The sequence below is a fragment of the Phyllobacterium sp. T2-21 genome, from assembly GCF_055378485.1.
The window spans coordinates 2,412,628-2,431,127 of record NZ_AP027912.1 but is presented as its reverse complement, the minus strand read 5'-3'; the positions used below and the strand labels follow the sequence as shown (position 1 = coordinate 2,431,127).

The window sequence follows — 18,500 nt, the reverse complement described above, 5'->3', positions numbered from 1 at the left end:
ACAGAGCAGTCGTGTGGAAGCGAAATTATGCTTTTGGTAGAAGCACTTCTACGAGAAGACCCTTTCCGGAAGCTGGGGATTTCAATGCAATCGTGCCGGACAGGCGCTTGACGATATCGGCAACGATCGTCAGGCCCAGCCCGGTTCCCTCGATCTGCGGCGTATCAACACGATAGAATCGCTGGAATACCGCCTCCCGATGGTGTTCGGCGATACCAGGCCCGCTGTCTGAAATGGACAGGCGCCAGTAATTGTTGGCCGCCGTGATCGCCACGCGTATCTTGCCGGAAGCGGGCGTATATTTCACCGCATTTTCGATGAGATTGCTGATCATGAGGCGAAGCAGAGGCTCATCGGCCCGCACCAGCGCTTTCTCGTCACCATCGAGCGACATGTCCAGCTGCTTTGCCGTTATCAGATTTCCCATTTCGGCAACGACGGATGCCACGCTGCTGTACAGCGGCACGGCCTGCAATTGCATGGGCTGATGACCTACGCGGGCGGCGCGCAGCAATTGCTCGATCAGATAGGTGGCCCTTTCATTGCTGATGATAAGGTCGGCGATGATGGCCTGCCGCTCCTTCTCGTTGTCAGCCTGGGCCAGCATCTGCAGCAGAAGCTTCAATGCCGCCTGCGGCGTGCGCAACTGATGGGCGGCATGATCGGCAAAGCGCCGTTCCGCCTTGAGCGAATCATCGAGATCCTCGAGCAACTGGTTGATCGAGCGGCCCAGGGGGGACAGATCCCTTGGCAGCGTATCGACCGGAATGGCCGAAAGGTCGTCCGGAGAGCGGCTGCGGATCTGCTGCACCAGCATGCGGATGGTGCTGAGGCCGCTGTTGATGCCAAACCATATCAGCAGTGCGATCAACGGGATAAGGATCAGCAGAGGGAAGATCAGATTGAGCAGGATGTTCGACACCAGCGTCTGGCGCATGGCGACCTTTTCCGCCACCTCGATCACAACATGCGTATCGGGGATCGGCAGGGAGTAAATCCGCCAAAGTTCGCTGTCAAAGGGAACGTTGGTGAAGCCGGCGCGCTGCAAGGGGATTTCAGCCGGAAATGTCGATCCGGAGAAAAGGACGATCTTGTTGTCCTTCCAGGCCCGGAACATATGCGCGTCGGCATAATCATCCGCGTCCTCGTTCAGCGCGAGCTGGTTGCCCATGCTGAAATCGATATCGGCGATCTGCTTGGGTGGGGTGTCTCCCGTTTCATCAAACTGATTGTGAAGAAGCATCCACAGGACATTGGCATCATTGATTAATTGTGCGTCGTAGACATTGTTGATTTCACGCGTGGCGCTGTTGAATGCAAAACCGCCGATGATGGCCATGGTGATGAGGATCGTCGGCGTAACGCGAAAGAACAGATTGCGGGTAAGGGTAGGCCTGCTCATGCGTCCACCATATAGCCCACGCCCCGGATGGACTTGATGAAATCGCTGCCGAGTTTCTTGCGCAGATTATAGATCGTAACTTCAGTTGTATTGCTCTCGACCGCACTCTCTGCGCTGTACAGCGCATACTCGATATCGCTTTTTGTAACGTATTTGCCGGCGCGTTCCATCAGGAGCTTCAGCAGCTGGAACTCCTTGGCGGTCATCATCACCTGGTTTGAAGCCTTGCGCACGACCTTGGCTGCGGGATCGACTTCGACATCGCCACATTTCAGGATCGTGTCGACACGGCCCTCGCTGCGGCGAACCAGGGCGCGCAGGCGGGCGAGCAGTTCATCGAGATCAAAGGGCTTCACCAGATAGTCATCGGCGCCGCTGTCGAGGCCTTCCACTTTGTGCAGCGGGGTATCGCGGGCGGTCAAAAGCAGAATGGGAACAAGATTCTTGTCGCGCCGGGTCGCCCTGAGCACTTCAAGTCCGCTCATCCTGGGCAAGTTGACGTCAAGAACGACGACAGCAAAGCTCGAATCCTGCATGGCTGCAAGCCCGGTTTCACCGTCCTGCATCCAGTCGACGCCATAGGCATGCTTTTCCAGCGCCTTCTTCAACGAGGAGCCGAGCATCGTGTCATCTTCAATAAGCAGCAATCGCATTGTTCAGATCATCGTTTGAATGCTGGAAAGCAGCATTTGGGGCAGTAACGGGTGGCAGATAGGACGGAATCTCGGTTTTTTGCGGGCGACCATGTTCCAGCCTACACTGGATTGAAACAATCATTACGCTGTTTTCGCTTCGTTACCAATCGTCTCAATTGTTGTTCGCGGGTTCTTCTCTTGTGCCTCAATTCGGATCAGAATGGGTCGCACCGTCATGAACGGCGAAGTACATTCGCGTAAAATGGGTATTGCTGGCGTGTCGCCGGTCAAACCAATGAGGGAGTGAAATCGATGAAAACACTGCTGATAGCAATGAGTCTTCTGGCTGCCACGACCCTGACAGCATTTGCCGCTGAACCGGCAAAGATGGTTGAAACAAAAGCCGGTAAGGTGCTCGCCACCGATAAAGGCATGACGCTCTATACGTTTGACAAGGATGCCAAGGGCAAATCCAATTGCGATGCGGACTGCCTGAAAAAATGGCCGGCTTTCCACGCCGATGCCAAAGCGAAGGCCGCAGGCAAGTGGTCGCTCGTCAAAGCCGCCGATGGCAAGGATATGTGGGCTTACGATGGAAAGCCGCTCTACACCTTTGCCAAGGATACAAAGGAAGGCGAGACCGGCGGTGATGGCGTCGGCAGCGTCTGGCACGTCGTAAAGCAGTAAAAGCGGCAACAGTCCCCGGAATCAACAACGGCGCAGAAGCCTCGCTTCTGCGCCGTTGTTCAGATCAATAGGGGTGACCGGATCAAGCCGCCTGAATGGCTGACAGCTTCCATTCCGAGCCGCCCTTGCGCACAAAGGTCCAGACCTCCGTGGTTTCGGTCGGCCTGGAGTTGTCGCCATCGACGAGGCGGCCCGTCGTCCGGTCGAGCATCGCATCGATGCTGGAATAGTGCATTGCCAGCGTGGCGTAATCGGCATTGTTCTCGTGCCACGATTCAGCGATATCGCCCTGGAGCAGCTTGACGTCGGAAACGCTGTTGCGCACGCCCTTGGTTGCATTCTCCCCGAGCTCTTCCGCCAGATAGGACATGGCTTCCGGCGTGGTGAGGGACCGCAGTTCGGCGTAATTTTCCGTCCCGTAGGCGGTCTGCACCCTGGTCAGAAGCTGCTCGAACTGATTGAGGTCCGACTGCGTCAGGCCGAGTTCATCCGTCGACGCCGAGGCTTGTGCCGGCCTCGCGTTCTGGGAAGGCTGGGAAGAACCGGAACCCATCGCCGCTCCAACGGTCGGAATATGGAATGACGGGGATGCGGACGGGTCAGCCTGCCGGCCGAAACCCTGGCCGGATACCGGACCCGAAGCGGCAAGAGGCGACTGCCGGCGCTGGGCGAAAAACCGCATGGCCAGCATGATCGCGCCAATCACCAGGCCGATCTGCAGCAGCATGCCGAGGAAACCGAAGCCGCCGCCGAAACCGTGACCGAGCAGCGTACCGATCAAACCGCCAACCAGCAGGCCGCCCAGCATGGAACCGCCAAAACCGCTGAAGAAACCGGGGCGCGGGGCGGCTGCCTGCGGCTGCATGGCCGAGGGCTGGTTCGTTTGCGGGCGCGGGGTCATTGTCCGTTCAATCGGCGCGGCAGGCGACGGTGCCGTCCGGGTGGCTGCGGGCGCATCGAACGTGCGCGTGCCGCGGCTGCCAAATCCGCCGCTCGCCCGCCTTGCGTCGGCGATATCAAATGCACTCAGCGTGACAGCCAAGGCCAGAACGAGCAACACAACGATGCGAATGATGCGGGAAGCAGTACCAGACATAAATTTCTCCTGTTACGCACCAGCCAATTTTCAGCGCGCCACCCGCATATAGAAAGCAGCCTTGGCAATTTTAAGTGCCGACCAGGATAAAACGGACAATTCTGGGTGGATTTTTTGCTTTCCGACTGTTGGATTTTAAAGAATATTTCCCGGCGTGCCGAATAAAGCGGATATCCCGCGTGTTCTCCCATCGCAGTCCCTTTGCTTCAGGAGAAAACGTGATGTTCAACATAGGAAAATTCCCGTCCGTTGGCCGGATTTATCCGGTCGTCCTGCTCGGCGCATGCCTAGCAGGTGCAGTCATTTCCGGTCCTGTGTATGCGGCTGGAGGAGGCGGTGGCGGCGGTGGTGGCGACTCGAACGCGACGCCGACCTGCCCGAAGGGCGAAGTCTGGAGCTCGAAAGCGCAAAAATGCGTCAAGCAGCAGGGCAGCCTGCTTCCGGATTCCGATCTGACAAATTATGCCTTCGCGCTGGCAGAGGCCGGCCGTTATGAAGAAGCGCTTGGCGTCCTCGATACGCTGAAGAATCCCAATACCGCCGTCGCCCTGAATTACCGTGGTTACGCCACCCGCAAGCTGGGCCGCACGGACGAAGGGATCGGCTATTACATGAAATCCGTTGAGCTCGACCCCCAATACGCCAAAGTGCGCGAATATCTCGGCGAAGCCTATGTCATCAAAGGTCATCTTGATCTTGCCAAGGATCAGCTGGCCAAGATCAGAGGTATTTGCGGAACCGGTTGCGAGGAATATCGCGATCTGGCGGAAGCCATCGAGAATCCGTCCAAGCTGTAAGGAAGTGAGCGCCGCGAACCAGCGAACCGGCGAGCAATCATGACAATTCAAAGCGGATTCATCATGCCTGTCGCATATCCAACGGTTCCTGCTTATAGTCAGTCAAAGCGTAGCAAGGAGTCATCGGACCGTGTTGCCCGGTCCGATGCGGAGGCGACCATCGCAAACGAGCAGGAAATCCGGACGGGACTTTCCCAACACCTGACGCGGCTTTGGCGCTATGCGGTGGTGCTGTCTCACCAGCGCGATGTGGCCGACGATCTGGTGCAGGCAACCTGTGTGCGGGCGTTGGAGCGGGCAAACCAGTTTGCGCATGGCACGCGGCTTGATCGCTGGCTGTTTTCCATTCTTCATTCCATCTGGCTCAACGAAGTCCGGTCGCGCCGCGTGCGGATGGGGCAGGGCTTTGTCGATGCCGATGAAACCCTGGTTTTCGACGGGGCGAGGGACACCGAGACGCATATCTTTGCCAATCAGGTTCTGCGCCAGGTCCAGGCCCTGCCGGAGGCGCAGAGGACGGTGGTCTTCCTCGCCTATGTCGAGGAGCTTTCCTATCGCGAGGTGGCTGAACTCCTGGATATTCCCATCGGTACGGTCATGAGCCGGCTGGCAGCTGCGCGCGCGAAGCTTGCAGCATCCGCCGGTCAGGGCAGGCAGGAGGGGAGCGCGCAATGACCGACCCCAATCACAACACGATGAAAAACGATGAAATGCTGGTGGCCTATCTCGATGGCGAACTTGATCCGGATACACGCCGGCAGGTCGAAGGTCTGATCGAGAGCGACGAGGCCGTTGCCGACCGTCTGCATTTTCTCGCCTCGAGCAACTTGCCCTTCAAGAATGCCTTTGATCCGCTGCTTGACAAGGCACCAACAGAAAAACTGCAATCCATGCTGGCCGGCATTTCGCCGCCCGAGCCGGTCAGGCCACAGGTCAACGGCTGGAATCGCCGGAGTTTCCTGGCAGCGGCAATCGGTTTCATTGCCGTCGGTGTGGCGGTCGACCGGACTTTCCTCGGCCTCCGGTCCAGTCTGCGCGGCGATCAGGACGGCAGTGACTGGCGCGCGGTCGTCGCGCAATACATGTCGCTCTATACCCGGGAGACATTGGGCAATGGACCCGTGGACCTTGCGGTACAGTCGGCGCAATTGCGGGATGTCGGGTCGCAACTTGGCCTTTCGCTGACGCCTGATCGCGTGCAGCTGCCGGGTGCCGTATTGAAGCGGGCTCAGATTCTGGCCTATGAGGGCAGGGCCCTGGGGCAGATTACCTATCTGGACGCGGCACAGGCGCCGATGGCACTGTGCGTTGTCCAGTCCTCCAAGGGAGCAAGGGCCGTGGATACCGAACGGCGCCACGGGATGAATGTCGTGTACTGGTCGAGCGACACTCACGCGTTCATGCTGATCGGGCACGAATCACTGGATGCCATCAAGACAATGAGCGACAGGCTGTATCAAAGCCTGGCCGTATAGTGCCGCTCCCCCTGCGACAGCGCGCTCCTGGGGCGGCACTGAAACCGTTTCCATTTCATTTTGGCTTCAGGTTCGCGTAATCCTGTGATCATCGGCACATGCTACGAGCCGAAAACCTTTCGCCTCAGGAGTGTCTGAATGCCTCTTTCGCCCGTGGACCGGATTCTTCGCTTCGCTTTCTCCCGCATCGTCACCCGGGGTTCATTGACAATCCTGACGGCAAGCGGCGCCCGCCTGATCTTCGGCGACGGCAGCGGCGATCCGGTGATTGTGCGTTTTACCGACAGGCGCGCCCAATGGGCCTTTCTCATGGACGCCGATATGCAGCTGGGCGAGCTGTTCATGGACGAACGCTTTATCGTCGAGCAGGGGACGATCTACGATTTTCTCTGCCTGGTGCTGCGCGAGGCGCAAAATGAAACGCATCCGCTGCCGACACGCGTGATCGATGCTTTACGCGCACGCTTCCGGGGTTTCCGTCATCGCAACCTGCCGGCACGGTCAAAGCGCAATGTTGCCCATCACTATGATTTGGACGGCCGGTTGTATGGCCTGTTTCTGGATGCCGACCGCCAGTATTCCTGTGCCTATTTCGAACATCCGGAGCAAAGCCTGGAAGATGCGCAGCTGGCCAAGAAACGGCATCTGGCCGCCAAGCTTCTGCTGCGGCCCGACAGCCGCGTTCTTGATATCGGCTGCGGCTGGGGCGGATTGGCGCTGCATCTGGCCGCTGAAGCGCCCTCGGGCAACGTTCTGGGCGTCACGCTTTCGGAGGAACAGCTCGAATTTGCCAGAAATCGGCCGGGAACAAAGAGCCAGCCCGACCGGGTCAATTTCGCCCTGCAGGATTACCGCAGCCTGAACGGAACATTTGACCGGATTGTTTCGGTGGGCATGTTCGAACATGTCGGCGTCGCATCCTACGGCCAGTTTTTCCGCAAATGCGCAGAGCTTCTGGACGAAAACGGTGTCATGGTGCTGCATACGATCGGTTGTTCGGCCGTGCCTGGATTCACAACGCCGTGGCTCGACAAGTATATTTTCCCCGGCGGCTACATACCGTCCATGTCCGAGATACTGCCCGAAATCGAAAAAGCCGGATTGATGGTCACGGATATTGAAATTCTGCGGCTGCACTATGCGTCGACATTAGCCGCCTGGCGCGAACGGTTCATGGCCCATTGGCAGGATGCGGCGCAGCTCTATGACGAGCGTTTCTGCCGGATGTGGGAGTTCTATCTCGCGGCGGCGGAGTCGGCGTTCCGCTATGAGGACCTGGTGATTTTCCAGTTCCAGCTTGCGAAGAAAAACGACGTCGTTCCCCTGACACGCAATTACATTCGCGAGCACGAGCAAAGCAAAGCCAAAATCCTGCAGGCGGCGAACGCCTGACGGGGCAGGCACCGTGTCGTTTGCCCGCATTGTTGCTGGAAAGGTCGTTCTGTAATAGGTGACCGCGTGGGCTTGACCGTGGTCGTCACTCAACAATAGTCTGGACCACACTACTCGGCCTCGGAGGGGACCATGGTAACGCTCCAGAGCGGTTTGCACGCTGAATATATTGAATCAGCGCTTTCGTCGGGCAGCGCTGCTGCACAATCGGCACTTATCGCGTCATGGCGGCGGTCCATGCGGCTGTATGGCCTCAATCCTGTCGAAGGAAAGGGGCCGAACGTGTTGACCGAACATGAGCTCAACCAGGCGCGGGAACGGCTCGGCTCCCTCATCATGACGGCCCAGACCAGTCTCGACCGGCTTTATGCGGCCGTCGGCGGTGCAGGCTGCTGCATTCTGCTGGCCGACAAGAACAGCATCCCTGTTGACCGGCGCGGCTGCGTGGCGGACGACGAAGCCTTTTACCGGATGGGTCTGTGGACCGGCGCGGTGTGGAGCGAGGAATCCGAGGGAACCAACGGCATCGGTACGGCCATTGCCGAGCAGCGGGCTTTGACCATCCATCGCGACCAGCATTTCCGCAGTCGAAACACGGCTTTATCCTGCACGGTTGCCCCCATCTTCGATCATCGCGGCCGTCTGGCCGCCGTTATCGATGTATCCTCCGCGCGCCACGACCTGACGGACGATTTCGTCAAGCTGATAGCGATAGCCGTGACTGACGCGGCCAGACGCGTGGAGGCGGAAAATTTCCGGCTTGCTTTCCCCAAGGCCCGCATTGTCCTGGCGCCGCCCGGTGACAACTGGATGAGCGAACGGGCTTTGAACGCGCTGATCGCCGTCGATGAGGATGACCTCGTGATCGGTGCGTCGCGCTCGGCGCGCCAGCTGCTCGGTCTGACCGACGACTCGCTCGCCGCTCCGTTGCCGGCGGCTGATCTGTTGGGGCAGCACCAGTCGGCGGCGCGCGATTTTGCCATGGCCGAACGCGGTGCGATTCAAAGGGCGCTGGCCCGGAGCGGCGGTAACGTGTCCGCTGCCGCGGCAGATATGGGTATCAGCCGGGCGACCCTGCACCGCAAGCTGAAGCGCCTCGGCCTTTCCTGAACGGCAGTTGATTTTTTTGCCTTGATTTGTCGCAAAACTGCGACAGATCGAGTTTGCACATAAGCGGACGGGGCTGACACACTGTAAATATTGAGTAACTCTTCCCGTAACGCCGCAAGAGCCGGTTCGAAACAGGTGGAGAGAAACAACCAGGTGGATTTGAAACGCTGCCTGACCCGATTCCAGGAATGCCTTGGCATAGGCCTGGAACAAAACCCGATCATCGCAACGGGAACACATATTATTCCGTGTCATGCCGTTTCCAGTGAGAATCTGCAATGCGATGCGGGCTTTCAGGTTTTCCGATCTTTTTCGTTGATGGGTCTGGCGGTGCACGGCGATCCGGCAAATAGCAGAATTTCCCCAAAAGCGAGCTCCTGACCAGGGCTTGCTTCGTCGGTGGCGCTGACCTTCATCCAGCGCCGCCGACGGCCCTTCGCAGCAGCGGGCAAAATCACCTGCACCGATATGCGTTGCAATGAAAGTGCAACACTGCCCGGGAGCCGGTTGACGCAGCAATGCGAATGGCTATAAAGGCCTCCGACCAGCTTGAGTACAGGCAGCGGGATAACCGGCCCGCAGCGATGGAATACCGAGTGCGGTTAAGGAGGGGTGGCCGAGCGGTTTAAGGCACCGGTCTTGAAAACCGGCGTAGGTGAGAGCCTACCGTGGGTTCGAATCCCACCCCCTCCGCCATATCATATTGATTTAATTATATATTTTTCCGATAAATTGCGCATGTCCTAGCTTGTGCCCTAGCTAGATGCGTAGATGTTTATTGAGAACCTAAGAGAACTGTATGAATGAACCTCGCGACCACCACTATGTTCCGCAATTTTTCCTTCGCAACTTTGCTGTCGATCCAGAAAAGAAAAAACTGACGACGGTAATGAAACACGGATCGCGTGCCGTATGGGCGAGGCGCTCAATTGAAAGGATTGGTTTTGAGCGCGATCTGTACGTGCACTTAAGTGGCGGCATACCGATCTCTGTGGAAAGCGTGATAAATCGCCGAATTGAAACGCCAATTTCAGAGAGCGATACTTGGGCAAAAATTATCAACGGAAGGGCAGATCTCCTTGATTATTCTGATAAACCCATCCTTTATTCCCTCATACGGCACCTTTACGTAAGAAATCCTCACTATGCGGCTTCGATGCAAGACCTAATGCAGAAAGCTGCGTCTCAAAACAGCGACGTTGCATTTGCGGACGATGAGCGAGAGTTTTACAAATTCCTCCATTCCAACCCAAACAAATTCAAGGAACATCTAAACGCAATATCAACCTCACTTGCCTGGACCGAGACTGAATATGCGGGCTCCTTCATGGCAATTCTTCGCTCGCCAATACCTATTCGAACAAGTTCAACGCCGGTAATATCGTTGCCGATGCCAGATCATCCCCACATTGGACATTCCCTTCCAGGCATGACCCCATTTCAATTGGTGCTCACCCTTAACAGGACGACAATTGCTTGTCTGATGTTTGGCAAATTCGGCAATGAATTCCAGAATATCGAAATAAATGTTGATATGGCTCGGGGCTTCAATAGACGCTTCGCCGCCCAATTTGCATTTTTTGAACACATGATTCATCTTATTACGGATCGCGATGAGCTTGTTGCCGATATGACTTGGACACCATATGATTTGGTAGACGATACACCAAAAAAGATATTGTTTGTCCGGCGCAACTAGCGATTTCAATAGATTCAGAAGGCAACTATGGATTTTAGACAATTCAACATCGGATGCGAATTTACGACGTCAACAGGACGCTGGCGCGTGACGGATGTTGGCACGCGCGTTGTCATAGCCATTAAACTAGATGAGGGCGATCCAATATGGAACGAGGGTCCACCTTACGTTAAGGCAGAATTCGTGTTTGATGAAACGGATTTTGAAGCATGCGAACTCATTGGAACCCAAACTCAATTTGGCGAGCATGCAAGGTACTGACGATAGCTCTTTTCGTAGAGCAAAATTTGTGACGGTGGCGGGAGTGTTCGTCAAAAGCGGCTAGCTTATTGGAAATGATACAACCTACTTCGTTCATGGTAGATGAATTAGCGCTGTAGTCAGGTATACAACAAGGGGCACACATAAGTGCCGACCGATCGCAGGGGTAATGTTAATCGTTAGTGGCTATTCGACACGCATACCGAATGTCTAACCGCGAAAGGGATATCGACCATCAACATAACAAGCGCAGCGCCCTAAAATAGATAATCAATAAAACTGGCGTAGCGATTCTTGAGTTCTTGCAGCTTGGTTGAAGCTTCCTGGGCGGTAATTTTGCCAGAGCGGTGCATTGTCCTGATCTTCGCGGCTTCCTCGCTGAGGGCCTTCAATCGCTCCGAATGAGAGATTCGCGTCGAGGTCTTAACTGCACGGTCTTTTGCTAATGCGGTCATTGTTTTTCCCCTATATCAATTCGCGAAGGTGATTAACGATGGGCTCACATGTAACGACAATTTCACTCGATCGGTTCCCGTAAAACGCGTATGGCGTAACACAGTCGATGGATACAAATCCACGCACGATCTTTCCCTTATTATTGTAATCTTCAACCTCCAAAGGGATTATGAAGATCGACTTATAGTTCATTTTTGATTGAGTTGGGCTAGCAACACCTTTTGCGCCAAACTCTTTCACATTATGCACGACTCTCGGGCGCGCACCATTCACGCAAGCATGATGCCCTAAAATTCCTGTACCATCAAACTCTCTATTCAAAGGTCGCTGGTTTCCGGGGTTTCGGTGTCGAATTTTCATTTTTGTAGTGCTGTTTCCCATATACAAAATCAAAGAAACAGATACTTCACCCTTCTTAGACTTGGTTATTTGACGTGCGAAGTTCTCTAATATCCCCAAGCACGCTGTAATTGCGTGATCGCGATTCGCTGCTGATACAGCAACAGACCCCGACTTTAGTGCCGCTAGCAGATCGCCAAACCTTACAATTGCATCGGTTTGATAATCATCTGCACCGACCACTTTCTCTTTCGACAACCTGTCTAGGAAGGTAACCAAGGAATGGGCTCCAAAGATCCCGAGTGAGGCTACAGTTGCTATACTGGTACTTATCGCCCCGTAGAACCATGCAAGCACTGGGGCAGATGAGGCTACGCCAGTCTTGGCGGTCCAATGAAGCAAACCAAAAAAACGGAAATTCTTTGGCCACTTGTTATGCCAGATACCTAAGAATGCACGCTTTGTCCGGTACAAACGACTATAGTCGTCTTCCAACCAAATCTGCACTTTCTGCTCAAACACGCTATTCTTCAAAATTTAACAACTCGACTGCCCCACGTCTGTCCTCCAAAGTCGCGCGAAAACAAACGACACTCACTTTTGATAAGAAGATTCGCTTCCTTCTACTACTAGTAGATAAAGATATACAGCTTTGGCACTGATTTAACAGTTAACACCCGGAGCACCACAAAGTTCGACGCCGGGCTCAAGCCCGGCGCGTGTCACCTTTTGTCTTGGCATGGATACCCTTTGCGATGAACTCGTCTAGATTAAATATACGATAGAAAACGCGGCCTCCTAATTTGATGTAAAGTGGTCCGCCGCCATATGTGCGCCAGCGAGCTAACGTGCTAGCGGATATATGAAGGTAGTCCGCCGCCTCAGTCGGTGTGATCAGATCGCTGCCGGTGACTTCAACGGTCATGCGAACGAACTCAGCAACAATTCCACATCATCCTCTGTCATCATTTGATGAAGGCCGACATCCGGCCGCATCATGTACGTCAGCTTCTCCCGCACGGACTCCAGCGTGTCGCACCGGTGTGATAACAATGCCTCACGGGTGCGGAATTCTGCGGTAGCAAGACCCTCGAAAATCTCTGCTACAGCCTCATCGTATGCTGGATCGTTTGGGTCGGCTTTCCCGCACATGTCTTCGAGTTGAGAGTGGATGGACCAGTGTCCAGATATCAGCTGCGAGAGGGACAAAGCCTGGGCCGGGGAGGCGCTAGTTGCCTCGACGGCCAGAATCCCAACAGGGATCAAATTGATAAACGCGCGGCGTGTGATATTGATGGATGTAGCCATAGTCGAACCTCATACGTTCGGTTTCGGTAAGACCGCGTGAGGTGTTCGCAGCAACTCGCGCGGTCGCTTTGTATTCAGATCAAACTACGCATCAGTCAATAATAAAAATTAATTATAATTGGTTATTTTTAGCAATGTTTGCATTACGTCAACAAAGAGATATTTTATTGATGTTTCCACTTTCAAAGTGTCAACGCGATGACAACTTGCAAACACCCCATTAATTGAGCTTAATTACTTTCGGATGATTAGGAGCTAGAGGGATAACATCACCGCGAATTATTTGACAACCTGATGGTGCGCGGGCCGGAACTAAAAAACCCGCGATAAGCAATTCAGCCTCCACGTCGAGTGCCGCATTAATGATCGCTAGAACCTCATGGGGCAACTTCCGTACGTAGAGTGCGCCGGTACAAATGCCGCCGGGATGCTCAACCTCGAAATTTACTAAAGTTCCGGTTGCAGCCGCTCCATCGCTTGGCGACGTCGGGATGAGTGGCATAAATACGTCATTGACTACGACACGCACCGCACCCTGACCAATATGAAATACGTCAGCGACGTCTCTCATGGTTACACCTAGTCCGACAAAGCCGACAACGACTGTTGTCGCGCCGCTTCTGTGTGATTGCGTAAGGCAGCTTCGACGGCCGCTTGCGTGTCAGCTGGCGTTCCCTGGGCACTCTGAACGACGATTGAGCCTACGTGTGTGCTGGCGTCTATAGCTTGCGGCTGATGAACGATGAGGGGAGATGGAGCAACGAAATTTGCCGCCTGTACGCTATCGGCCTGCACCACGCCCGTTTCAACCGTGCCTGTGGGCCCAGCGGTCGGAATTGGCGACGGCATCGAAATGCTGGAACCATTCGCTGCGGCGCTTGCGCCCACGGTCCGCGCAAGAGAGTCAATTTCTGGCGATAGCGTTGTACTGCCTGCCGCCGGTGCCCCGGAAGACGTGACATTGAAGCCGAGGCTTGTCTTCAAGCTGTCTGGCAACCAGCCTATCAGATCGTTGACACTGTCCTTGAACCACGAAACAACGCTTCCCCACATCGATTTCAGACCGCCGAGAAATGATCTGATGGCATTCGCGCCGACTTCGAACAGCTTGAAACCTAGTTCGGTGCTGAACCGCTCGTATTCTGCCATCAAGCCTTGAATCCAGCCTTGCACCGCGACAAGGCCGGAATTCATGCCATCAACAAACGACGTAACGAGCTTCGTTCCTTCGTCAATCAAACTGATGCCGGTGAAATATTCAAAGATTGCGTCTATCGCACGGGCGATATGCGTTGCGGGCGCAAACTCAATCAACAGTTGCGTAATACCCTGAATAAATCCGCCGTCGAATGCTGCGGTGATAGACGCCCATACACCAGCTAGGTAGGCTTTGAGCCCATCCCATGCAGCGGAAAGCCCGGCAACGACGGCATCCCAATTCTGATAAAGCGCGTAGCCAGCCGCCACGAGCGCGGCGATGCCCGCAAGCATCCAGCCGATAGGCGTAGACAGGATGACGATACCAAGATTGACGAATGCTGCGCCAAGCATGGTAAGGGCAGATATGAGCGGACCCGTTATCCACAAGGCAATCGCCAACATGGTAGCTTTGAATGGCCCGCCGACGAAATCAACGACAGGCTTCAGATAAGCGAGAAACGATGAGAACGCCTCGGATACCCCGGCGATTTGAACACGAATTTGCGAAGTTGGATCAACAAGGTCGCGCATAAACTTGCTAAGGCTCTTGATCCAACTACCAATGGCTGACCGGATCAGAAGTTTGTTAGCGTCGTACCATTCCGTGATTCCAATCACCGCATCGTTGAAAAGCGGCAACAGCTGCACACCGATGAATGTTCGCAAACCTTCCAGCTTCGTGGTGAGCCTGTCGATATTGTCGCCAAATTCAGCGCCAAGCTTTGTGGCTCGCCCGCTCATAATACTACCAGATTGGTAGGCCTCGCGCATAAGGGCGTCGTAGCCCTCCGCACCGTCCGCCATCATTTGCACCATACCAACGCCGGATTTGCCGAACAGTTTGAAAGCCAATTGATTGCGCCGCAAAGGATCATGGATCTTCGACAACTTACGCATTGTCTGGTCGAGAATGGAGTCCATCGGACGCATCTTGCCGTGCGCATCTTTCAGCGAAACACCCAGGCTTTTAAAGTCGATAGCTAGTTGTTTATTCCCTTTGGAGGCATTGGCCGCGTTGATGCCCAACTTTTCAATGCCCTTGTGAAGGGTTTCGGATTCTATTCCAGATAGTTTCGCCGCATATCCCATCGCCTGCAGGCGTTCGACGTTCACACCGAGTTTGAACGAGAGATCATCTAACGCGCCACCAGCATCGGCGACTTGTTTGACCATGCCAAACAACGCAAAAGTCAATGCGCTACCGCCGACGCCGAGTGCTGCGGCAAACAAACCGAGCCGACCTGTAGTGCGACCCAATGCCGATCCAAGGTTCACGACGCGATTACCCAAATTACCGACCGCTTTGCTGATCCGGTCGATACCGAGGCGGCTTGAAAGCGCTGCCATGCGAGCAGCGATACGACGGATACCGGCGGTTACGCGATCAACAAGGGTAAGTTTGATTTCGGCTTCAGCGACCTGGGCACCCATCTCAGAGTTCCTCCGTCGAGTTCAGCCCTGAAACCTTGGAACGTTTCATGATGACTTCGAAACCCATCGACTTAGCCAGGGCGCAAAGATGGACAAGGGTTGGAGAACGGTATCCGGCTTGCCAAGCGTACATTGTATTCATACTGACGCCGGAATGCTCTTCGAGGTCTATGAGCTTAATTTCTCGGCGCTTACGTTCATCATTGAGTTTGCCAATGGCCGTAGGATAATCGCTCAAATCCAACTCGACGGTATCCATCTCAGATGGATCAAATGGCTTGCCGGGCAACTCACGCATGACGGCGACCGGCGGCGCGACGGTGGTATTCAGCCCTAAGCTCAATCCATCGATATACGGGATATCCCGCAATCTTTAGAAACCGAATAGCCTTGTCGACATCTATTCGGCCAGTTGGGTCGAACGGGAGTGGCAACAACTGAGCAGTCAGAAACTTTCTTGATACACCAAGGAAGCGGGCGAACTGAAAAGGTGTCATTCCGATTTGACGGGTGCGCCGTTGCTTGCTGCACAAGCGACCACTCAGCTTTGTTGCCGGAAAGCCAGCAACTACGGAACGTTCGATTGCGGTCTGATGATCTTCAGTATTCACGTTGCATACTCCGCATAACAATAATTGATATCTGTCGCTAGATAAAGCTTGCGCGGCCGCGTTCCCCGCAATGGCGCACCGTGGTCGGAGTACCTTTTGATTTCATAACTCATTGATTTTATTTACGATTATTACGACTGCTCATATGTTTGTCTTCGGGTGGATAGCCTTCAAAAGACGGCGGAGTGCGGTGCATCCACGGGACGGAGCGGCCCGCACGGACGCCATTAAAACGAGCGGGTTTGCGCTTGCGCTTCGCTGTTGGTGTGACGCTGCGAGCGTAGGCCGCCGCCAATATGGCCGAGAGCGCTGCTTTGAATATGTTCATTCGTCGAACCTCTTGGAACACCTTATTTCGTTTGCATTGCCGCCGCCTACAGATGTCCAGGCCATAGGCGGCGGCCCGGGATTTCTCCCGGCCCCGACAGGATTAGGCGGGGAATTGGCGGCGAAGGGCCTTCTTCCAGCAAGCTTGGACCTTCTCAGCGCTCATCTTTGATTGATGGCGCCTATGGGTGGCATCTGGTACGGATGACGCACCGGATACCGAACTTGTTAACCCCTCGCGCTTCAGGCCCTTCCGCCAAGCGGCGCGTGTCTGTTCGTCTGAAAGAGTTTTCATACGTTGCCCCTTTTGTGCCCTTCTATTTGCGTGGTTTCCTGCATCCGCTTTCGCGAGGGCAGCGTTCAGCCTTGCCTCAATCTGACGCGACTGCTCCGGCGAACACTCTGGTTCTTTTTTCTTTGCGACGACGCGCTTCGGAGCCGGTGCCGCTGGCTTAGACTGAGGTTTCAGCTTGAGATCACGCCGCGCGTTGAACTTGGCATGAAGCTCAATTAATGCAGTCGTCGTATCTCCATGCTGCAATATCAGTTGCGCCATTCGTCTCGACATCGTCAGAGGTCCTCGTCACATGCAAACACCGCCGCCGGGTCGGCATCGGACCGCCGTCTCAGGCGAACCCCAGCGAATTCGGCCATACGGATATACTTCTCTTCGGCTCGCTCAAGACTGAGGATCTCCGCATCTAAGATGGCTAGTTTCTTTGCCCGGTCGGCTGCGCTGGTGCCATTACGACTACCGGCATCCGAAGCACGCGCAATCAAGGTTTCTCTCAATGAGGCCTTCGCAGCGGGAATGAATGCACAAATCGCGCCAAGCGTCTTATCTGCGCCACGTATCCCGGTTATACCGGATGGGTTTCCGCCAAAAAAGCTTGGGGAAAACAGTGCTGCAAACCTATGCGACAAGTTTAAGTCAGTTGTTGCACTAACCAGCCATGTATCCGACCATCCAACAACGCTATGTGCCGCTGCATCAAGCATGCCGTCGATACGCGCAACAGCCTCATCGTGGCTGATAGGCGCGGACTCTACTGTGTTCCGCTCTATGATTAGCGCAGCGCGGTGCTGCCGAATTGTCGCGAGATCTCCAGCAATGGCGTCCACCGCGCTTTTTGAGCGATGTAGCGCGGCTGCGAGTTTGTCTATGATCTTGACCATCAGTTTGCCTCCAAATCCGTCGGAAGCTGTCCATGCGCACGGGCCATCTCGATACCGCGATTAGCAAGTTGACGCAGCGAGGATGCTTCGTCCTTTAAGTTGTCGATTTCGGTTTCGAGTTCTTCGACGCGCTTGATTAAACTATTGAGTTCGGCACGTAGACCGGACCGCTGTTTCTCATTGTCTGAGTATCGCGGGTGTGGCTTAGGTCCATCCTCACCAAAAACGCGATAATTTGGATTAAGCGCGTTCTTCAGATCGCGGATATCTTTCATGAGTGCGTTCCGCTTATCTTTAAGCGGATAAACCGCGATGCTGGCGGCATCGGCCTCGGCGATAATCGCTCTCAGTCTGGCTTGGTCGATTCTCATCATGGTTCCTCTGTTGGAACCAATGTCGCTCGATGTGCCGGGGGATTTCGCCTTGATCCTTTTCTGATCACCAGAAAAGATTTAGTCGCGATTTTTCACCATTTCGCCAATGTAACTTCGGACGGTATCGACATGCGGGAACTTGCCGCCAGTCAGTTGCATGACACGGGCAAGTGAAATTTGCGGCTCCTGCGCATAGGTGAGGCGCGGCTTAATCCGGCGTGCATCAGCCATCATTGCATTAGCGATGCCCCGAACGCTACTCAGCCGCCGGTATCGGTGGTTCTGCATAAGCGCCTGGACGATACGCTTGCGCTCCGCACCTGCCATTCTACCTGTTGGGTTCGCAACAGCCCTTGCGGCAGCGATATCGGCGGCACGTTGCTTGTGCTCCGCCTTCTCCCGTGCCTCTAACGCCTTCGCTTCGACCTTGGCGCGCGTCCTCGCCTCCAGTGCCAATCGCTTCCGCAAGAAAGCTTCCACCTCCTGAAATACCGGAGATAGATCGGTACCGACATGATGCTCGGCAAATTTCCGTATCATCAGACGGGTCGTCTCAACGGGCAAAAGCTGTTCGGCGTAGATGGTCTGGTCCGTCATTGATCCTCCGAAATACTGTAATCCGGGACTTTAGGGGGATAAGGGGGTATAGGGGGTACTTTCGGGGGCTCAATCGAAACTGTCATACTGGACACTATTTACGAACCCATTTTTGACAGTTTCCACG

The 18,500-nt window shown here is 54.9% G+C and carries 23 protein-coding genes and 1 tRNA gene; 9 read left to right on the top strand and 15 right to left on the bottom strand.

What is annotated here, in order from left to right; all coding sequences use genetic code 11:
• Positions 1 to 25 precede the first annotated feature (25 nt).
• Positions 26 to 1,402 carry a sensor histidine kinase gene (locus tag ACZ5FP_RS12210; protein ID WP_464660431.1) on the bottom strand — a complete coding sequence of 459 codons (1,377 nt, stop codon included), beginning with the start codon at positions 1,400 to 1,402 and terminating at the stop codon, positions 26 to 28.
• On the bottom strand, positions 1,399 to 2,055 hold the full coding sequence (locus ACZ5FP_RS12205; protein WP_464660429.1) for a response regulator transcription factor: 657 nt from the start codon (positions 2,053 to 2,055) through the stop codon (positions 1,399 to 1,401). Before ACZ5FP_RS12205 ends, ACZ5FP_RS12210 begins: the two co-directional genes overlap by 4 nt.
• Before the next feature lie 294 nt (positions 2,056 to 2,349).
• On the opposite strand from ACZ5FP_RS12205, the gene ACZ5FP_RS12200 reads away from it, so the two are divergent.
• A complete protein-coding gene (locus tag ACZ5FP_RS12200; protein ID WP_464660427.1) occupies positions 2,350 to 2,724 on the top strand; it encodes a COG4315 family predicted lipoprotein in 375 nt (124 codons plus the stop codon).
• Between the two features lie 82 nt (positions 2,725 to 2,806).
• On the opposite strand, the gene ACZ5FP_RS12195 is transcribed toward ACZ5FP_RS12200, so the two are convergent.
• Positions 2,807 to 3,820 (bottom strand): Tim44 domain-containing protein, encoded by a 1,014-nt coding sequence (locus ACZ5FP_RS12195; protein ID WP_464660425.1) that lies wholly within the window; start codon positions 3,818 to 3,820, stop codon positions 2,807 to 2,809.
• Positions 3,821 to 4,041: 221 nt separating this feature from the next.
• Here ACZ5FP_RS12195 and ACZ5FP_RS12190 point away from each other — a divergent pair, with 221 nt between their 5' ends.
• The 8 genes from ACZ5FP_RS12190 to ACZ5FP_RS12155 all read left to right on the top strand — a co-directional run bounded on the left by ACZ5FP_RS12190 (position 4,042) and on the right by ACZ5FP_RS12155 (position 10,293).
• Positions 4,042 to 4,617, top strand: a complete 576-nt coding sequence (locus tag ACZ5FP_RS12190) for a tetratricopeptide repeat protein (RefSeq protein ID WP_464660423.1) — start codon at positions 4,042 to 4,044, stop codon at positions 4,615 to 4,617.
• A 63-nt stretch (positions 4,618 to 4,680) separates the two neighbouring features.
• Positions 4,681 to 5,292 carry an RNA polymerase sigma factor gene (locus ACZ5FP_RS12185; RefSeq protein WP_223613350.1) on the top strand — a complete coding sequence of 204 codons (612 nt, stop codon included), beginning with the start codon at positions 4,681 to 4,683 and terminating at the stop codon, positions 5,290 to 5,292.
• The gene (locus ACZ5FP_RS12180; protein WP_464660421.1) at positions 5,289 to 6,092 is read left to right on the top strand and encodes an anti-sigma factor family protein; all 804 of its coding nucleotides are present in this window, start codon (positions 5,289 to 5,291) and stop codon (positions 6,090 to 6,092) included. Before ACZ5FP_RS12185 ends, ACZ5FP_RS12180 begins: the two co-directional genes overlap by 4 nt.
• 138 nt (positions 6,093 to 6,230) lie before the next feature.
• Positions 6,231 to 7,484 carry a class I SAM-dependent methyltransferase gene (locus ACZ5FP_RS12175; protein WP_464660419.1) on the top strand — a complete coding sequence of 418 codons (1,254 nt, stop codon included), beginning with the start codon at positions 6,231 to 6,233 and terminating at the stop codon, positions 7,482 to 7,484.
• Between the two features lie 132 nt (positions 7,485 to 7,616).
• Positions 7,617 to 8,594: a GAF domain-containing protein gene (locus tag ACZ5FP_RS12170; protein WP_464660417.1), complete on the top strand. Its 978-nt coding sequence runs from the start codon at positions 7,617 to 7,619 to the stop codon at positions 8,592 to 8,594.
• Positions 8,595 to 8,747: 153 nt separating this feature from the next.
• Positions 8,748 to 8,975 (top strand): hypothetical protein, encoded by a 228-nt coding sequence (locus ACZ5FP_RS12165; protein WP_464660415.1) that lies wholly within the window; start codon positions 8,748 to 8,750, stop codon positions 8,973 to 8,975.
• 225 nt (positions 8,976 to 9,200) lie between these two features.
• Positions 9,201 to 9,290: transfer RNA gene (locus ACZ5FP_RS12160), tRNA-Ser, on the top strand.
• 103 nt (positions 9,291 to 9,393) lie between these two features.
• Positions 9,394 to 10,293: a DUF4238 domain-containing protein gene (locus ACZ5FP_RS12155; RefSeq protein ID WP_464660413.1), complete on the top strand. Its 900-nt coding sequence runs from the start codon at positions 9,394 to 9,396 to the stop codon at positions 10,291 to 10,293.
• Positions 10,294 to 10,811: 518 nt separating this feature from the next.
• Here the strand turns inward: ACZ5FP_RS12155 and ACZ5FP_RS12150 are convergent.
• The 12 genes from ACZ5FP_RS12150 to ACZ5FP_RS12095 form a co-directional block, all read right to left on the bottom strand.
• Complete coding sequence (locus ACZ5FP_RS12150; protein WP_464660411.1) at positions 10,812 to 11,009, bottom strand: hypothetical protein; 198 nt, start codon at positions 11,007 to 11,009, stop codon at positions 10,812 to 10,814.
• A gap of 10 nt (positions 11,010 to 11,019) precedes the next feature.
• On the bottom strand, positions 11,020 to 11,871 hold the full coding sequence (locus tag ACZ5FP_RS12145) for a hypothetical protein (protein WP_464660409.1): 852 nt from the start codon (positions 11,869 to 11,871) through the stop codon (positions 11,020 to 11,022).
• Between the two features lie 184 nt (positions 11,872 to 12,055).
• Positions 12,056 to 12,274: a helix-turn-helix transcriptional regulator gene (locus tag ACZ5FP_RS12140; RefSeq protein ID WP_464660408.1), complete on the bottom strand. Its 219-nt coding sequence runs from the start codon at positions 12,272 to 12,274 to the stop codon at positions 12,056 to 12,058.
• The gene (locus ACZ5FP_RS12135) at positions 12,271 to 12,657 is read right to left on the bottom strand and encodes a hypothetical protein (RefSeq protein WP_464660406.1); all 387 of its coding nucleotides are present in this window, start codon (positions 12,655 to 12,657) and stop codon (positions 12,271 to 12,273) included. Before ACZ5FP_RS12135 ends, ACZ5FP_RS12140 begins: the two co-directional genes overlap by 4 nt.
• Before the next feature lie 220 nt (positions 12,658 to 12,877).
• Complete coding sequence (locus ACZ5FP_RS12130; protein WP_464660404.1) at positions 12,878 to 13,228, bottom strand: hypothetical protein; 351 nt, start codon at positions 13,226 to 13,228, stop codon at positions 12,878 to 12,880.
• A gap of 8 nt (positions 13,229 to 13,236) precedes the next feature.
• Positions 13,237 to 15,288: a phage tail tape measure protein gene (locus ACZ5FP_RS12125; RefSeq protein WP_464660402.1), complete on the bottom strand. Its 2,052-nt coding sequence runs from the start codon at positions 15,286 to 15,288 to the stop codon at positions 13,237 to 13,239.
• 1 nt (position 15,289) lies between these two features.
• On the bottom strand, positions 15,290 to 15,658 hold the full coding sequence (locus ACZ5FP_RS12120) for a helix-turn-helix domain-containing protein (RefSeq protein ID WP_464660400.1): 369 nt from the start codon (positions 15,656 to 15,658) through the stop codon (positions 15,290 to 15,292).
• Positions 15,659 to 16,017: 359 nt separating this feature from the next.
• Entirely contained in the window at positions 16,018 to 16,227 is a 210-nt protein-coding gene (locus ACZ5FP_RS12115) for a hypothetical protein (protein ID WP_464660398.1), read from the bottom strand.
• 102 nt (positions 16,228 to 16,329) lie between these two features.
• The gene (locus ACZ5FP_RS12110; RefSeq protein ID WP_464660396.1) at positions 16,330 to 16,794 is read right to left on the bottom strand and encodes a hypothetical protein; all 465 of its coding nucleotides are present in this window, start codon (positions 16,792 to 16,794) and stop codon (positions 16,330 to 16,332) included.
• Between the two features lie 2 nt (positions 16,795 to 16,796).
• Positions 16,797 to 17,402 carry a hypothetical protein gene (locus ACZ5FP_RS12105; protein ID WP_464660394.1) on the bottom strand — a complete coding sequence of 202 codons (606 nt, stop codon included), beginning with the start codon at positions 17,400 to 17,402 and terminating at the stop codon, positions 16,797 to 16,799.
• Positions 17,402 to 17,776 carry a hypothetical protein gene (locus tag ACZ5FP_RS12100; protein ID WP_464660392.1) on the bottom strand — a complete coding sequence of 125 codons (375 nt, stop codon included), beginning with the start codon at positions 17,774 to 17,776 and terminating at the stop codon, positions 17,402 to 17,404. The genes ACZ5FP_RS12105 and ACZ5FP_RS12100 overlap by 1 nt, the downstream gene beginning before the upstream one ends.
• A gap of 78 nt (positions 17,777 to 17,854) precedes the next feature.
• Positions 17,855 to 18,373, bottom strand: a complete 519-nt coding sequence (locus ACZ5FP_RS12095) for a hypothetical protein (RefSeq protein ID WP_464660390.1) — start codon at positions 18,371 to 18,373, stop codon at positions 17,855 to 17,857.
• Positions 18,374 to 18,500 lie beyond the last annotated feature (127 nt).

Excerpts from the sequence above, each read along its gene's own strand:
- ACZ5FP_RS12210 (WP_464660431.1), bottom strand. The coding sequence starts at position 1,402 with ATGAGCAGGCCTACCCTTACCCGCAATCTGTTCTTTCGCGTTACGCCG.
- ACZ5FP_RS12205 (WP_464660429.1), bottom strand. The coding sequence starts at position 2,055 with ATGCGATTGCTGCTTATTGAAGATGACACGATGCTCGGCTCCTCGTTG.
- ACZ5FP_RS12200 (WP_464660427.1), top strand. The coding sequence starts at position 2,350 with ATGAAAACACTGCTGATAGCAATGAGTCTTCTGGCTGCCACGACCCTG.
- ACZ5FP_RS12195 (WP_464660425.1), bottom strand. The coding sequence starts at position 3,820 with ATGTCTGGTACTGCTTCCCGCATCATTCGCATCGTTGTGTTGCTCGTT.
- ACZ5FP_RS12190 (WP_464660423.1), top strand. The coding sequence starts at position 4,042 with ATGTTCAACATAGGAAAATTCCCGTCCGTTGGCCGGATTTATCCGGTC.
- ACZ5FP_RS12185 (WP_223613350.1), top strand. The coding sequence starts at position 4,681 with ATGCCTGTCGCATATCCAACGGTTCCTGCTTATAGTCAGTCAAAGCGT.
- ACZ5FP_RS12180 (WP_464660421.1), top strand. The coding sequence starts at position 5,289 with ATGACCGACCCCAATCACAACACGATGAAAAACGATGAAATGCTGGTG.
- ACZ5FP_RS12175 (WP_464660419.1), top strand. The coding sequence starts at position 6,231 with ATGCCTCTTTCGCCCGTGGACCGGATTCTTCGCTTCGCTTTCTCCCGC.
- ACZ5FP_RS12170 (WP_464660417.1), top strand. The coding sequence starts at position 7,617 with ATGGTAACGCTCCAGAGCGGTTTGCACGCTGAATATATTGAATCAGCG.
- ACZ5FP_RS12155 (WP_464660413.1), top strand. The coding sequence starts at position 9,394 with ATGAATGAACCTCGCGACCACCACTATGTTCCGCAATTTTTCCTTCGC.
- ACZ5FP_RS12150 (WP_464660411.1), bottom strand. The coding sequence starts at position 11,009 with ATGACCGCATTAGCAAAAGACCGTGCAGTTAAGACCTCGACGCGAATC.
- ACZ5FP_RS12140 (WP_464660408.1), bottom strand. The coding sequence starts at position 12,274 with ATGACCGTTGAAGTCACCGGCAGCGATCTGATCACACCGACTGAGGCG.
- ACZ5FP_RS12135 (WP_464660406.1), bottom strand. The coding sequence starts at position 12,657 with ATGGCTACATCCATCAATATCACACGCCGCGCGTTTATCAATTTGATC.
- ACZ5FP_RS12130 (WP_464660404.1), bottom strand. The coding sequence starts at position 13,228 with ATGAGAGACGTCGCTGACGTATTTCATATTGGTCAGGGTGCGGTGCGT.
- ACZ5FP_RS12125 (WP_464660402.1), bottom strand. The coding sequence starts at position 15,288 with ATGGGTGCCCAGGTCGCTGAAGCCGAAATCAAACTTACCCTTGTTGAT.
- ACZ5FP_RS12115 (WP_464660398.1), bottom strand. The coding sequence starts at position 16,227 with ATGAACATATTCAAAGCAGCGCTCTCGGCCATATTGGCGGCGGCCTAC.
- ACZ5FP_RS12110 (WP_464660396.1), bottom strand. The coding sequence starts at position 16,794 with ATGTCGAGACGAATGGCGCAACTGATATTGCAGCATGGAGATACGACG.
- ACZ5FP_RS12105 (WP_464660394.1), bottom strand. The coding sequence starts at position 17,402 with ATGGTCAAGATCATAGACAAACTCGCAGCCGCGCTACATCGCTCAAAA.
- ACZ5FP_RS12100 (WP_464660392.1), bottom strand. The coding sequence starts at position 17,776 with ATGATGAGAATCGACCAAGCCAGACTGAGAGCGATTATCGCCGAGGCC.
- ACZ5FP_RS12095 (WP_464660390.1), bottom strand. The coding sequence starts at position 18,373 with ATGACGGACCAGACCATCTACGCCGAACAGCTTTTGCCCGTTGAGACG.